We start from the raw sequence: 13,087 nt of genomic DNA, 5'->3' as shown, positions 1-13,087 counted from the left end.
CGGTTTTTGTGGGAGCGAGCAAGCTCGCTCCCACAGGGATCTGCATCTGATCCGGGATTTGCCAATAAAAAGCCCCGCACCTCGAAAGAGGGCGGGGCTTTTTAGTGTCGCGAATTCAGCGGGCGCTTATTTACTCTTCGCCCATCTGCGATTGCAGATAGTTCTCAAGACCGACTTTATCGATCAGGCCCAGTTGGGTTTCCAGCCAGTCGATATGCTCTTCTTCGGATTCGAGAATGTCTTCGAGCAGTTCACGGCTGCCAAAGTCGCCAACCGATTCGCAATGGGCGATGGCGGCTTTCAGATCGGCGTGGCCGGTCTTCTCGATACGCAGGTCACATTCCAGCATCTCCTGGGTGTGCTCGCCGATGTGCAGCTTGCCCAGATCCTGCACGTTCGGCAGGCCTTCGAGGAACAGAATGCGCTTGATCAGCTTGTCCGCGTGTTTCATCTCGTCGATGGATTCGTGGTACTCGTGCTTGCCCAGCTTGTTCAGGCCCCAATCTTCATACATGCGTGCATGCAGGAAGTACTGATTGATCGCGACCAGTTCATTGGCAAGGATCTTGTTGAGATGCTGGATGACTGTAATGTCGCCTTTCATGATGGGAGTCCTGCCCTGTATTAGCTGTATATAAGGCGGAGTTTGAGCTTGGTATTTATAAGTGTCAAACCTAAGTTATTGAATAATAAATGAAATTAAATCTGAATAAGAATGTTTGTGTTCCGCGTCTAGCGCCTAAGCGCTTGATTTGCAGGCATAAAAAAACCGGACATATGTCCGGTTTTTTGAAATAGGGGTGATTATGCCGCGGTAAATTCTACGGGGTAGGGAATCGCAGCCTGAGCGGTTTGCAGCTTGGTCAGGGTTTCGCGAACCACTTCCTTGGCAAGGCACGCACATTTGCCGCATTGGCTGGCGACGCCGGTGGCCTGGCGGACTTCTTTGTAGCTGCAGCAACCTTCATAGATCGCTTCGCGGATTTGTCCGTCGGTGACGCCAGTGCAGAGACAAACATACATAAGTGAGAACCGTCGCTGGTTGTGACTCAATTGCGATGGATCTTAATGTTAACGAGAATGATTGTCAAAGTGCTTTCTGAATGGTTTTCGATCGAAAGGCCGGTCACTGACGAACGGTGATTAATGGCGAATTGCCTGGCCCCGAAAATGCTGGTCCGTTATCCGCCTTGGGCAAAAAACCGTTAAGGACAGGCGAAAAACGCAGTGTATGATGGTCGGCCCTTGCGAAGAGGGTTCGTGTCACAGGGCTGTCGCCTCAGGGTGGCAGGCTGGCCCGGGCCCTGAACTTCAAGTTATTCACCAGGAGATATCCATGAGCGTACTCGTAGGCAAACAAGCCCCAGACTTCACCGTCCCGGCCGTACTCGGCAATGGCGAGATCGTTGACAGCTTCACCCTGTCCTCGGCCATCAAAGGCAAATACGGCCTGGTGTTCTTCTACCCACTGGACTTCACCTTCGTCTGCCCGTCCGAGCTGATCGCTCTGGACAACCGCATGGCTGACTTCAAGGCGCGTAACGTGGAAGTGGTTGCCGTGTCGATCGACTCGCACTTCACCCACAACGCCTGGCGCAACACTCCGGTCAACAATGGCGGCATCGGCCAGGTGAAATACACCATGGCTGCCGACATGAAGCACGAAATCGCCAAGGCCTACGACGTTGAGTCCGAAGGCGGCGTGGCTTTCCGTGGCGCGTTCCTGATCGACGACAAGGGCGTTGTCCGCTCGCAGATCATCAACGACCTGCCGCTGGGCCGTAACATGGAAGAGCTGATCCGTCTGGTCGACGCGCTGCAATTCCACGAAGAGCACGGCGAAGTCTGCCCTGCCAACTGGAAAAAAGGTGACAAAGGCATGAACGCTTCGCCAGAAGGCGTTGCGGCTTACCTGACCGAGAACGCTGCTGCCCTGTAAGGCGCAACGTCGCGGTACAAAAAAACCGGCCCATGTGGCCGGTTTTTTTATGCGCGGGATTCGCCCGAACGAGGATCAGTCGTCGAAGTCTTCCCAGCCGCCCATCTGTTTCCAGCGGTTGACGATGCCGCAGAACAGCTCGGCGGTCTTCTCGGTGTCGTAACGCGCCGAATGCGCTTCACGGCCGTCGAAGTCGATGTCCGCTGCCTGACAGGCCTTGGCCAGCACGGTTTGACCGTAAGCCAGACCGGCCAGCGTCGCGGTATCGAAGCTGGAGAACGGGTGGAACGGGTTGCGCTTCATGTCCAGACGCGCAACCGCAGCATTCAGGAAGCCGAGGTCGAAGCTGCTGTTGTGGCCGACCAGAATCGCGCGCTTGCAGCCGTTGGCCTTCAGCGCCTTGCGGATGCCACGGAAGATGTCGGTCAGCGCAGTTTCTTCGCTGACCGCCATGCGCAGCGGGTGATCGAGCTTGATCCCGGTGAATTCCAGCGCTGCCGCTTCGATGTTGGCGCCTTCGAAAGGTTCGACGCGGAAGAAGTAGGTGTGGTCCGGGTAAACGAAACCCTTTTCGTCCATGGCGATGGTGGTCGCGGCAATCTCCAGCAGAGCGTCGGTGGCCGAGTTGAAGCCACCGGTCTCTACGTCGACGACAACCGGCAGGTAACCGCGAAAACGTGCTGCCATCGGGTGACGGGAACCGCCGCCGCCACCTTGACCGTCCAGTTCGTCGTCGAAATGGTCTTCACTCACGCGTGTTCCTCCAGCAGGCGCCAGCGCAGTTTTTCACCGGCGCGCAGCGGGATAACGTTCAGCTCGCCAAATGGCAGGCTGGTCGGGGCGGTCCATTCTTCGCGAACCAGGGTGATGCGATCGGTGTTGGTCGGCAGACCGTAGAAACGCGGGCCGTTGAGGCTGGCGAACGCTTCGAGCTTGTCCAGCGCGTTGCGCTGTTCGAAGGCTTCGGCATACAGCTCGATGGCGGCGTACGCGGTGTAGCAGCCGGCGCAACCGCAGGCGGCTTCCTTGGCGTGCTGGGCGTGCGGCGCCGAGTCGGTACCGAGGAAGAACTTCGCGCTGCCGCTGGTGGCGGCGTCGAGCAGGGCTTCCTGATGGGTATTACGCTTGAGGATCGGCAGGCAATAGAAGTGCGGCCGAATCCCGCCCACCAGCATGTGGTTGCGGTTGTACAGCAGGTGATGCGCGGTGATGGTGGCGCCGACGTTGGCCGAAGCCTCGTTGACGAACTGCACGGCGTCGCCGGTGGTGATGTGTTCGAACACCACTTTGAGCGTCGGGAAACGCTCGACCACACGGCGCATGTGCTCATCGATGAAGATCTTTTCGCGGTCGAAGACGTCGACATCGCCACGGGTGACCTCGCCGTGGATCAGCAGCGGCATGCCGACTTCAGCCATGGCTTCCAGCGCCGGGAAGATCTTGTCGATGCTGGTCACGCCGGAATCGGAGTTGGTGGTGGCGCCGGCCGGGTACAGTTTGGCGGCGTGCACGAAACCGCTGGCCTTGGCCTCACGAATTTCTTCGGGCTGGGTGCGGTCGGTGAGGTAGAGCACCATCAGCGGTTCGAAACGACTGCCGGCCGGGCGGGCAGCGAGAATCCGCTGGCGATAGCCGTCGGCTTCAGCGGCGTTGCGCACCGGTGGTACCAGGTTGGGCATGATGATGGCGCGGCCAAAGGTGCGCGCAACATCGGCAACGGTATTGGTCAACACGGCACCATCGCGAAGATGAATGTGCCAGTCGTCGGGACGCAGCAGGGTCAGGCGGTCGGACATGAGGGGATTCCAGGCGGGTCAAACTGAGGGGAATGCTACCGGAAAAGACTCTTGCAGGCACCCGCTATCAAGTTTTGCAGGAACCTTCCGATATCCCGTAGGTATGCCGTAAACATAGTGTGAATCGGTCTTTGTGTTACAGAAGCCAATGGAGCCTCCCGTGCGCCAGCGATATTTAGCCTTGCTCAGTGTGTTTGCCAGCCTCCCCGCGATGGCGCTGACCTACCAGACGCGTCTGGAGAACATTGAGTGGACGGTCGAGGGCGACAAGTTCGAGTGCCGCCTGACCCAGCCGATCACCGATTTCGGCTCGGGCCAGTTCGTGCGCAAAGCCGGCGAGCAGGCGATATTCCGCCTCAATGCCTACAACGCCATGCTCGGCGGCGGTTCGGCGACGTTGCTTGCCGCGGCGGCGCCATGGCAGCCGGGGCGCAACGACATCAATCTGGGCAGCGTCAGGATCGGCACCGGCAATGTGCTGTTCAACAGTTCGCAATCCCAAGCCGGGGGGCTGATCAGCGGTTTGCTGGACGGTCGCAGTCCGGTGGTGCGCCGTGCGTCCGGCGATGGCCGGGTTTCGGAAGTGCGTCTGCTGCCGGTGAAGTTCAGCAAAGCGTTCAATGATTACCAGACGTGTGTGGCGAAGTTGCTGCCGCAGAATTTCGATCAGGTGAAGCAATCGCAGATCGGCTTCCCCGGCGAAGGCACCGATCTGGATGCCGCCGCCAAAGCCAGGCTGCAGGTGATGCTCGAGTTCATGAAGGCCGATCCGACGGTCAATCACATCGAACTGGATGGCTATTCCGACAACAGCGGCAACCGTCTGACCAACCGTGAGCTGTCGCGTCGTCGCGCGCTGGCGGTGGTCGACTTTTTCAAGGCCAACGGCATCGCCGAATCGCAGATCACCGTGCGTTTCCACGGCGAGCAGTACCCGCTAGTGCCGAACAACAATGCGGCCAACCGGGCGAAGAATCGCCGGGTCAGCGTGAAGCTCGCGCGAGTCGCGCCGACTACCGCGCCAGCACCGCAAGCCAGCACACCTGCCAACGCTGCGGCGACTTCCTGACCCGTCGGTCATCGTCGCGCTGTCGACAGATTCTGTCGCTTTGTCGTCTTAAGCTGTCGCGCCTCTGTAAATTATCGGATTTGAGCGGTAGACTCCTCGGCTTTCCGTAGAACCCCGTGGAGTGATGGCATGGCGGACGTAAACAAGGTCGTTCTGGCGTATTCCGGCGGCCTGGACACTTCGGTGATCCTCAAGTGGCTGCAGGATACTTATAACTGTGAAGTGGTGACCTTCACCGCTGACCTGGGTCAGGGCGAAGAGGTCGAGCCGGCTCGCGCCAAGGCTCAGGCCATGGGCGTCAAAGAAATCTACATCGACGACCTGCGCGAAGAATTCGTGCGTGACTTCGTGTTCCCGATGTTCCGCGCCAACACCGTTTATGAGGGCGAGTACCTGCTGGGTACTTCCATCGCACGTCCGCTGATCGCCAAACGCCTGATCGAAATCGCCAACGAAACCGGCGCCGATGCCATTTCCCATGGTGCCACCGGCAAGGGCAACGACCAGGTGCGTTTCGAACTGGGTGCCTACGCACTCAAGCCTGGCGTCAAAGTGATCGCGCCATGGCGTGAGTGGGACCTGCTGTCGCGCGAGAAGCTGATGGACTACGCCGAGAAGCACGCGATCCCGATCGAGCGTCACGGCAAGAAGAAGTCCCCGTACTCGATGGACGCCAACCTGCTGCACATCTCCTATGAAGGCGGCGTGCTGGAAGACACCTGGACCGAGCACGAAGAAGACATGTGGCGCTGGACCGTCTCCCCGGAGAAGGCTCCTGACACCCCGCAATACCTGGAACTGACCTACCGCAACGGCGACATCGTCGCGCTGGACGGCGTCGAAATGACTCCGGCCACCGTACTGGCAACGCTGAACAAGATCGGTGGCGCTCACGGTATCGGTCGTCTGGACATCGTTGAAAACCGTTACGTGGGCATGAAGTCCCGTGGCTGCTACGAAACCCCGGGCGGCACGATCATGCTGCGCGCGCACCGCGCCATCGAATCGATCACCCTGGACCGCGAAGTCGCTCACCTCAAAGACGAGCTGATGCCGAAATACGCCAGCCTGATCTACACCGGTTACTGGTGGAGCCCGGAGCGTCTGATGCTGCAACAGATGATCGATGCTTCGCAGGTCAACGTGAACGGTGTGGTTCGCCTGAAACTGTACAAGGGCAACGTGATCGTTACCGGCCGCAAGTCCGACGATTCGCTGTTCGACGCCAACATCGCGACCTTCGAAGAAGACGGCGGCGCTTACAACCAGGCCGACGCGGCGGGCTTCATCAAGCTCAACGCGCTGCGCATGCGCATTGCTGCCAACAAAGGCCGCAAGCTGTTCTAAGCCTTGCCGGGCTGTAAAAATGGCGGCTTGTCTCAATGACAATGCCGCCATTTTCTTTTTCTGTGTTTGTCTGACGTTAATCCAGAGCTTTGGTCATTGCCGCCAACTCCAGCATTTTCTTGAATGTCCACTTCAGGCATCTACTCTGCGCTCATGCTCCTCTCAAAACCGTGGTGGTTTGTGTGCTTACGTTGTAAGCAACGAGAAGTTTGGCGCCTCCGCTTTTTTTCGACTGTTTGATAAGGGTCGGGATAATTTGCTTGAGCAAAACGTCGCACGCAGAGTCGGTCAAAAATACCACTGCCTTGGCTGAGTGTTTGCCAAGATGCGGAAAGTGTTCTGCCAGCGCATTGAACGCCTGTGCGCTACTCAAGCGACGTACGTCTATGGCGCACAATGTGCCGATGGATTTAGGCAGCTGAATGTTGTGCTCAATCCACGGTCGCTCCGGGCAGGATTCGCCAGCGCTGCAAGGAGGGAGTTGCCTGAGGTCAACGCTATGTACAGACAACGTCCACTCCAATCCGTTGGCAGCTGATACTTCGCCTACCACAGACGCTCTTGCTGGAGGCGAACAGGAGTGGAGCTCGGGCTGTTTCAACTCCTCGAAACTTTTTAGAAAACTGTCGTCCTTATCGAAGTCCGAGGGCGCATAGAGCGAACGGTAGTTGAAGTTCAGCGTTAAAAAGAATAGCAATAGCAAGTAAAACGGAAAGCTGATCAGGAACCAGATGTAGACTTCTCTTTCGGCGTTATCAAGAAAGGGTAAAGAAATGGCAGCCGACGATTCGGAAATAAATGCAAATATCGCAATTACAGTCATGGGATTGGTAATTTTTCTTCTGATTTTTATCATGGAAGGTGCTCATTAATTGTGTGTTTCCAATACGTATGTTGAGTTGTTTTGTATGGGGTGTTGCAACTTGCTGGTCGAGATAATTTTTATATTAAATGATAACGTTTGGATAGAAGTATCTTGTTTCAGATGTTGATCTATCAAAGGGTTTTTGATTATTTTCACGTTGTTTATTTAAACTTATAAGCTGCCGGGGCTGGCGCTGAGTAGCGATGTGCAGTCAATGGATTATCGCGTTTTTTCAGCCGCTCGCTGAGCCGTCTGCCTAGAAAGAACAGTTCGCGTGGTGTTCAGGACGTCATGTTTTTCGCGTCGATGTGAAGGCCAGGAGATGCGTCGTCCCATTTGAAAATCGCCTGTATGGGTTTTTTTGTAGGAATAATCTTTATTTGCTGTAGGGAATGTCTTTTGCTGGGATTGCAATGAAACTCTCTTGTGCCATGTCAGAAGTGACTGGGCTATTGTGCGTGCTCTAAAAATTCGAACAGCGAAACTGGACTTGCCCATGAATAAAGTGCTGATCGTGGATGATCATCCCGTCATTCGTCTTGCTGTGCGTATGCTGATGGAGCGTCATGGCTACGAAGTCATTGCAGAAACGGATAATGGTGTGGATGCTTTGCAACTTGCGCGTGAACAGATGCCGGATATCGTTATTCTGGATATTGGAATACCGAAACTCGATGGTCTTGAAGTTATTGCGCGTCTGAACTCGACACCCATGCCGTTGAAAGTACTGGTGTTGACCTCCCAGGCACCGGGTCATTTTTCAATGCGCTGCATGCAGTCAGGTGCTGCGGGTTATGTATGTAAGCAACAGGATTTGACTGAGTTGCTGAGTGCGATCAAAGCGGTACTGTCCGGCTACAGCTATTTTCCAAACCAGGCCCTGCACACCGTGCGTACCAGTCTTGGTAATGCCAGTGAGGCCGATATGGTGGATCGCCTCTCCGGGCGGGAAATGATGGTGTTGCAGCAATTGGCGCGTGGCAAGACCAACAAGGAAATCGCCGACGGCATGTTTCTCAGCAACAAGACGGTCAGCACTTACAAGACCCGTCTGTTATTGAAGCTCAATGCCCGCTCGCTGGTGGATCTGATTGAATTGGCACAACGCAACGGACTGGTCTGATGATCAGGAATACCGACGGGGCATGGGCCGCTCAGTGTCGGATTCAGCAGAAAGTAAAAAGCCTCCGGTTCGGGAGGCTTTCAAGTGTCAGAGATCAAAATCGTAATCGGCCAATTGCTTTTGCAGTCGGCGCTCCTCAAGCAGGTTATCGATGGTGCGACGTTTACTCAGATTGGTCTTGGCGACCTCGACCACCGGTTCGGCGTCGTCGGTATCCACAACGGTAAAATCTTCATCTACGTCCAGTTGTTCTTTGCTGTCAGTCATAAGGTGAACTCCAGGCTAAGACTGCCTTTGGCGCTCCTTATATCGATATTCCTGCTGCGGGTAAAAAAGATTTTTTCAATCGAAGAATCAATTATTCCAATAGCCAATCAATCGTCCGAGGTTTTGTGTTTGTACTCACACAAGTCTTCGATGCGGCAGCTGCCACAGCGTGGCTTGCGCGCCAGGCACACATAGCGACCGTGCAGAATCAGCCAGTGGTGGGAGTCCAGCAGGTAGTCTTTTGGCACAAACTTCATCAGCTTCTTTTCCACTTCAACCACATTTTTACCCGGGGCAATGCCGGTGCGGTTGCTCACGCGAAAAATGTGCGTGTCGACCGCCATGGTCAACTGGCGAAAAGCGGTATTGAGGACCACGTTGGCCGTCTTGCGACCGACGCCGGGCAGCGCTTCCAGTTCTTCACGCGTCTGCGGGACTTCGCCATTGTGCAACTCGACCAGCATGCGACAGGTCTCGATCACGTTTTTCGCTTTGCTGTTATAGAGGCCGATGGTCTTGATGTATTCGGACAGCCCTTCGACGCCCAGCGCGTGGATCGCCGCCGGGGTATTGGCCACCGGGAACAGTTTGGCCGTAGCCTTGTTGACGCCGACGTCGGTTGACTGCGCCGAAAGAATGACCGCGATCAACAACTCGAACGGTGAGGAATAGGCCAGCTCGGTCTTCGGCTCGGGATTGTCTTCATGAAGTCTGCGGAAAATTTCCAGACGTTTGGCGGCATTCATGGGTGATGTGTTTCCTTGGAGAGAGCGGTCGAGCGGGTCCAGGCCTGGCGGGCGGCAAGCAGTAGTCCGAGCACGATGAAGGCGCCGGGAACCAGGGTGAGCAAGTGCAGCCCGTCGCTGAACAGAACCAGGCCTTGCCAGTGTTCCGACAGGCCACGGCCGATGTGGCCCTGACCGAACAGTTCACGCAGTACCGACAGCGCCAGTAGCAGCCCGCTCGACAGGCCAAAAAACGTCAGGCGCAGGCCAAATGCCTGACGAAAGAATCCATTGTATTCCAGCACTACGCATTGCAAGGCGATCAGCCCGGCATAGATTCCGATTGACTGTTGCCACTGCAACGCCCAGCGCTGCGCGAGGATATTGGCGCAACTGGTCAGGGTGGCGGCCAGCAGCAGACTGGCCAGCATCAGGTTGTTGCCAGACAACCGCGAGCGCAGCGGGCCGATGCATGCGCCGTAAACCACCACCACAACGCCCGACATCAACAGCATGCCCAGCGCGCCAGCCAAGGTCGCGCTGGTGCCAAGCAGCAGCATCAACATCAACGTGTTTGTCAGATTCGTTGGCCGGATCATGATCCGCTCCCCAGCAAGGTTGCGCGGTGCTCATCAAAGTAACGCAGGGCGTCATGAATGGCATTGACGGTGGCCCGGGAAGTGACGGTTGCCCCGGCCAGTTGATCGAACTGTCCCTGATCTTTTTTCAGCGCCCAGCCTGCGTCGTCAGGTGCGTTGCGCGACTTGCCGGTAAATGTCGCCAGCCAGTGGTTCGGCCAGTCGCCGATAAGTCCGCCGAGCGCCGGGGTTTCGTTGTGCCGCAGGGTTTTTACCCCCAGCAGTCTGCCGTTGGCATCGATGGCGATCAGCAGTTCGATAGCGCCGGCATAGCCCTCGGTCTGGGTGCGCAACAACACTGCCACCGGCTGACCGGATTTGCTTGCGCGATAACCTGCCAGCAGCGTGCTGTGGCTCAACGTTGTATCAGTCAGCGCCAGCGGCTGCTCCAGCGGCTGATTGTCGTAGGCATCGGGCGCGATCAGATCCAGCAATTTGCGGCTGTCGAGCAGGCGTTGCTCGCTGGCAATCTGCGGCGCACTGGCGCGCTGCACGACATAGGTCAGGCCGAGACCGGCACCGGCCAGCAGCACAAGCGCCACGAAAGCAGCTGCGCGGCTCATGATTGCACCTGCGTCTGGCGGGCAGCGGCAAAACGTTCCAGAGCCGGTACACACAGATTCATCAGCAACACGGCAAACGCGACACCGTCCGGGTAGCCGCCCCAGGTGCGGATCAGGTAGGTCAGCAAGCCGACACCCACGCCGAACAGCAGTCGGGCCAGCGAACTTTTGGCGCCGGATACTGGTTCGGTAATGATGAAAAACGCACCGAGCATGGTCGCGCCGCTCAGCAGATGAAACAGCGGCGAGCCGTGGGAATCCGAACCCGAACCGTTCCAGCAGAGCAGGCTGACGAAAAACAGGCTGGCCAGCATGCCAACTGGCGCTTGCCAGGCAATCACCCGGCGCTGCAATAAAAACAGTCCACCGGCGAGAAACGCCAGATTGATCCACTCCACGCCGCGTCCACCGAAACGGCCGAATGCCGGATTGGCCGCGAACAATTCATCCATGGTCAGACTTTTGTTGATGCGCAGGCTGTCCAGCGCGGTGGCCTGAACCCAGGCATCCGGAGCCTGGCCCAGATTCAGGACCTGTGCAAAAGCGGTCTGCAGACTCATGCCATGCGCCGGCCAGTGGGTCATTGGCTGCGGGAACAGCAGCATCGCCAGGGCGAAACCGAGCATGGCCGGATTGAACGGATTCTTGCCGATGCCACCGTATAAATGTTTGCCGAACAGCAGGCCCGAAGCCACCGCCGTAACTGTCAGCCACCATGGGCAATAAGGTGGCATGGCGGCGGCCAGCAGTGTCGCGCTGACCAGTGCGCTGCCATCGCTGAACGTTGGTTGCAGTGGTTGTCGGCGCAGGCGGGCGACGCCAGCCTCGATCAGCAGCGCGGTGCTCGCCGCCAGGATCAGGTTGATCAACACGCCCCAGCCGTAAAACCAGAACAACGCCAACAGCCCCGGCAGCGTGGCCAGTAGCACCCGCATCATCGCCTGTTGCAGGCGATCATCCGGTGCTTCACGGGGCGACATGATCTTGCACCTGACGCTCGGCGGCCTGCAGGCGGGCGCGGGCCTTGTCGAGGATGTTGTTCGGCGTGTCGGCGCGGCGTTCGAGTTTGCTCAGGTCGGCGCGGGCGTAGGCCAGTTCGGTTTTCAACTGGCGAAGCTGGTTGTCGAGCGGGCGCTTTTCCACCCGCACCAGGTCAGGCGCAGGCTGCTCGCTCGCCGTCTCGGCGGCGTGAAGGGCTTGCTCGGCATCACGCAGTGCCTGTTCCAGCGTGGCAATTTGCTCGGCTGGCGCTTCGGCGGTCTGGGCCTTTTTCAATTCGGCGCGCCGCATGGCCAGCTGGATTTTCGCCCGTTTCAGGTCGGCGTCTTTCGCCGGAACCGGGGCCGCAGCGGCTGGAGCGGTGGCGGCGCTGCTTTCGAGTTTCGCCAACGCCTGTTCGGCGGCTTCAAACTGCTGTTGCAACACGATCAGTTGCGATTGCTGTTCGAAGGTCGGCGGATGGCCGAAGGCTTTCAGCGATTTGTGCAATTGCGCGCGGCTCATGGCGACATCGATCTTGGCTTTTTTCAATGCCGCGTCGGCGGTTGCGGCTTTCTGCGCGCGCACCCGTTCCAGAGCGGCTTGCACTGGATCGAGGGTGGCCACCGCCGGTTGCGCTGCACGCTGCGCCCGGGCTTCGCGCTCAGCCTGTTTCTGCTGTTCTTCGCGCTGCAGGCGGGCGTTGCGGCGTTCAAAACGCTGGCGCGCATGATCGCGTTTGGCCGCGCGTGCGCGCAGTTCTTCAAGGCTGGAAGCCAGGCCACCGACCACCGGCAAGGTGCCGAGCGGCAGCGGGTGCATTTCGATGCAGTCCACCGGGCACGGCGCCACGCACAGGTCGCAACCGGTGCATTCGTCGATCAGTACGGTGTGCATCAGTTTCGCCGCGCCGACGATGGCGTCGATCGGGCAGGCCTGGATGCACTTGGTGCAGCCGATGCACTCGGCCTCGCGGATGTACGCCACTTGTGGCGGTGCCGATCCACGGCTGACGTCCAGTTCCAGCACCGGCACGTTCAACAGTTCAGCCAGGGCGGCGACGGTTTCGTCACCGCCGGGCGGGCACTTGTTGATCGGTTCGCCATCGACGATGCCTTGCGCATACGGCTTGCACCCGGGGTGGCCGCATTTGCCGCATTGGGTCTGCGGCAGGAGGGCATCGATGAGTTGAATCAGACTCATGTTTTGATCAGTCCACTGAATCCGAGAAAAATCACTGCGATCAGTCCGGCGCCGATCAGGTCGATCGGCAAGCCGCGAAAGGGCAGGGGTATGTCGTTGTCCGCCGTGCGTTCACGCAAGTCGCTGAACAGGCTCAGCACCAGCCAGAAACCCAGCCCGGCGCCGATGCTCAGCGCTGTTGCTTGCAGCAGGCCGCGATCATTTTGCGCGTTGATCAAGGCCAGCCCCAGTACGCCGGCATTACCCAGCAATAGCGGCCACAGTCCGTCGAACGGCCAGTCTGGCAGCGCACGAGCCAACAGCTTCAGCAGCGGCGCGATCAGCAGCACGCTGAGCGGCAAGAATACAAACAGCTGCAGTGCCTGCAGTTGCAGCGGCACCAGCAGCCAGTGCCAGAGCACGTACCCGATGAAGCCGACGCTCAGCATCAGGCACGCCGTCGCCAACCCCAGCGCATGCACTTGGCGCCGACTGCCGGCCAGCAGCGGATCGACACCCAGCGGCCAGTGCAACACGAAGTTGTTGAGCAGGGCGGCACTGATCAGCGTAAGCGCAAGTTCGGTCATGGTTCTGC

Annotated in this window: 16 protein-coding genes; 4 read left to right on the top strand and 12 right to left on the bottom strand. The window is 58.1% G+C overall.

Features of this window, described 5'->3' with window-relative positions; genetic code table 11:
• Positions 1-130: 130 nt before the first annotated feature.
• Positions 131-604, bottom strand: a complete 474-nt coding sequence (gene bfr, locus AC3WMV_RS07415) for a bacterioferritin (RefSeq protein ID WP_003227727.1) — start codon at positions 602-604, stop codon at positions 131-133.
• Between the two features lie 200 nt (positions 605-804).
• Complete coding sequence (locus AC3WMV_RS07410) at positions 805-1,023, bottom strand: bacterioferritin-associated ferredoxin (protein WP_003227725.1); 219 nt, start codon at positions 1,021-1,023, stop codon at positions 805-807.
• Positions 1,024-1,336: 313 nt separating this feature from the next.
• Between AC3WMV_RS07410 and AC3WMV_RS07405 the strand changes: the two genes are divergently transcribed.
• Positions 1,337-1,939, top strand: coding sequence for a peroxiredoxin (locus AC3WMV_RS07405; protein WP_007963972.1), 603 nt, complete (start codon positions 1,337-1,339; stop codon positions 1,937-1,939).
• A gap of 75 nt (positions 1,940-2,014) precedes the next feature.
• Here the strand turns inward: AC3WMV_RS07405 and rnt are convergent, their stop codons facing one another.
• Both rnt and pyrC read right to left on the bottom strand, forming a co-directional pair.
• Positions 2,015-2,692, bottom strand: a complete 678-nt coding sequence (gene rnt, locus AC3WMV_RS07400) for a ribonuclease T (protein WP_007963973.1) — start codon at positions 2,690-2,692, stop codon at positions 2,015-2,017.
• Entirely contained in the window at positions 2,689-3,735 is a 1,047-nt protein-coding gene (gene pyrC / locus AC3WMV_RS07395) for a dihydroorotase (protein ID WP_095136952.1), read from the bottom strand. Before pyrC ends, rnt begins: the two co-directional genes overlap by 4 nt.
• Positions 3,736-3,895: 160 nt before the next feature.
• Between pyrC and AC3WMV_RS07390 the strand changes: the two genes are divergently transcribed.
• Positions 3,896-4,804 carry a flagellar protein MotY gene (locus tag AC3WMV_RS07390; protein WP_098965368.1) on the top strand — a complete coding sequence of 303 codons (909 nt, stop codon included), beginning with the start codon at positions 3,896-3,898 and terminating at the stop codon, positions 4,802-4,804.
• A 129-nt stretch (positions 4,805-4,933) separates the two neighbouring features.
• Positions 4,934-6,151, top strand: coding sequence for an argininosuccinate synthase (locus AC3WMV_RS07385; RefSeq protein WP_027612065.1), 1,218 nt, complete (start codon positions 4,934-4,936; stop codon positions 6,149-6,151).
• Positions 6,152-6,302: 151 nt separating this feature from the next.
• On the opposite strand, the gene AC3WMV_RS07380 is transcribed toward AC3WMV_RS07385, so the two are convergent.
• A complete protein-coding gene (locus AC3WMV_RS07380) occupies positions 6,303-7,007 on the bottom strand; it encodes a hypothetical protein (protein ID WP_103367374.1) in 705 nt (234 codons plus the stop codon).
• 505 nt (positions 7,008-7,512) lie between these two features.
• Here AC3WMV_RS07380 and AC3WMV_RS07375 point away from each other — a divergent pair.
• Positions 7,513-8,139: a response regulator transcription factor gene (locus tag AC3WMV_RS07375; protein ID WP_003227711.1), complete on the top strand. Its 627-nt coding sequence runs from the start codon at positions 7,513-7,515 to the stop codon at positions 8,137-8,139.
• 87 nt (positions 8,140-8,226) lie between these two features.
• On the opposite strand, the gene AC3WMV_RS07370 is transcribed toward AC3WMV_RS07375, so the two are convergent.
• The 7 genes from AC3WMV_RS07370 to AC3WMV_RS07340 form a co-directional block, all read right to left on the bottom strand.
• Complete coding sequence (locus AC3WMV_RS07370) at positions 8,227-8,406, bottom strand: PA3496 family putative envelope integrity protein (RefSeq protein WP_027612063.1); 180 nt, start codon at positions 8,404-8,406, stop codon at positions 8,227-8,229.
• A 107-nt stretch (positions 8,407-8,513) separates the two neighbouring features.
• Entirely contained in the window at positions 8,514-9,152 is a 639-nt protein-coding gene (gene nth, locus AC3WMV_RS07365) for an endonuclease III (RefSeq protein WP_003227707.1), read from the bottom strand.
• Positions 9,149-9,730 carry an Rnf-Nqr domain containing protein gene (locus AC3WMV_RS07360; protein WP_103367375.1) on the bottom strand — a complete coding sequence of 194 codons (582 nt, stop codon included), beginning with the start codon at positions 9,728-9,730 and terminating at the stop codon, positions 9,149-9,151. The genes nth and AC3WMV_RS07360 overlap by 4 nt, the downstream gene beginning before the upstream one ends.
• The gene (locus AC3WMV_RS07355) at positions 9,727-10,332 is read right to left on the bottom strand and encodes an RnfABCDGE type electron transport complex subunit G (RefSeq protein WP_103367376.1); all 606 of its coding nucleotides are present in this window, start codon (positions 10,330-10,332) and stop codon (positions 9,727-9,729) included. Before AC3WMV_RS07355 ends, AC3WMV_RS07360 begins: the two co-directional genes overlap by 4 nt.
• On the bottom strand, positions 10,329-11,312 hold the full coding sequence (locus tag AC3WMV_RS07350) for an RnfABCDGE type electron transport complex subunit D (protein ID WP_103367377.1): 984 nt from the start codon (positions 11,310-11,312) through the stop codon (positions 10,329-10,331). Before AC3WMV_RS07350 ends, AC3WMV_RS07355 begins: the two co-directional genes overlap by 4 nt.
• A complete protein-coding gene (rsxB, locus tag AC3WMV_RS07345) occupies positions 11,299-12,513 on the bottom strand; it encodes an electron transport complex subunit RsxB (RefSeq protein ID WP_103367378.1) in 1,215 nt (404 codons plus the stop codon). The genes AC3WMV_RS07350 and rsxB overlap by 14 nt, the downstream gene beginning before the upstream one ends.
• The gene (locus AC3WMV_RS07340; RefSeq protein ID WP_103367379.1) at positions 12,510-13,079 is read right to left on the bottom strand and encodes an electron transport complex protein RnfA; all 570 of its coding nucleotides are present in this window, start codon (positions 13,077-13,079) and stop codon (positions 12,510-12,512) included. The genes rsxB and AC3WMV_RS07340 overlap by 4 nt, the downstream gene beginning before the upstream one ends.
• Between the last annotated feature and the right edge of the window lie 8 nt (positions 13,080-13,087).

It is taken from the genome of Pseudomonas sp. FW305-3-2-15-E-TSA4 (assembly GCF_058787295.1).
Note: the sequence above shows the minus strand (reverse complement) of the source record. Positions and strands in the feature narration are given on the sequence as shown.

Excerpts from the sequence above, each read along its gene's own strand:
- AC3WMV_RS07370 (WP_027612063.1), bottom strand. The coding sequence starts at position 8,406 with ATGACTGACAGCAAAGAACAACTGGACGTAGATGAAGATTTTACCGTT.
- AC3WMV_RS07340 (WP_103367379.1), bottom strand. The coding sequence starts at position 13,079 with ATGACCGAACTTGCGCTTACGCTGATCAGTGCCGCCCTGCTCAACAAC.
- AC3WMV_RS07355 (WP_103367376.1), bottom strand. The coding sequence starts at position 10,332 with ATGAGCCGCGCAGCTGCTTTCGTGGCGCTTGTGCTGCTGGCCGGTGCC.
- nth (WP_003227707.1), bottom strand. The coding sequence starts at position 9,152 with ATGAATGCCGCCAAACGTCTGGAAATTTTCCGCAGACTTCATGAAGAC.
- rsxB (WP_103367378.1), bottom strand. The coding sequence starts at position 12,513 with ATGAGTCTGATTCAACTCATCGATGCCCTCCTGCCGCAGACCCAATGC.
- AC3WMV_RS07360 (WP_103367375.1), bottom strand. The coding sequence starts at position 9,730 with ATGATCCGGCCAACGAATCTGACAAACACGTTGATGTTGATGCTGCTG.
- AC3WMV_RS07405 (WP_007963972.1), top strand. The coding sequence starts at position 1,337 with ATGAGCGTACTCGTAGGCAAACAAGCCCCAGACTTCACCGTCCCGGCC.
- AC3WMV_RS07380 (WP_103367374.1), bottom strand. The coding sequence starts at position 7,007 with ATGATAAAAATCAGAAGAAAAATTACCAATCCCATGACTGTAATTGCG.
- AC3WMV_RS07385 (WP_027612065.1), top strand. The coding sequence starts at position 4,934 with ATGGCGGACGTAAACAAGGTCGTTCTGGCGTATTCCGGCGGCCTGGAC.
- AC3WMV_RS07375 (WP_003227711.1), top strand. The coding sequence starts at position 7,513 with ATGAATAAAGTGCTGATCGTGGATGATCATCCCGTCATTCGTCTTGCT.
- bfr (WP_003227727.1), bottom strand. The coding sequence starts at position 604 with ATGAAAGGCGACATTACAGTCATCCAGCATCTCAACAAGATCCTTGCC.
- pyrC (WP_095136952.1), bottom strand. The coding sequence starts at position 3,735 with ATGTCCGACCGCCTGACCCTGCTGCGTCCCGACGACTGGCACATTCAT.
- AC3WMV_RS07350 (WP_103367377.1), bottom strand. The coding sequence starts at position 11,312 with ATGTCGCCCCGTGAAGCACCGGATGATCGCCTGCAACAGGCGATGATG.
- AC3WMV_RS07410 (WP_003227725.1), bottom strand. The coding sequence starts at position 1,023 with ATGTATGTTTGTCTCTGCACTGGCGTCACCGACGGACAAATCCGCGAA.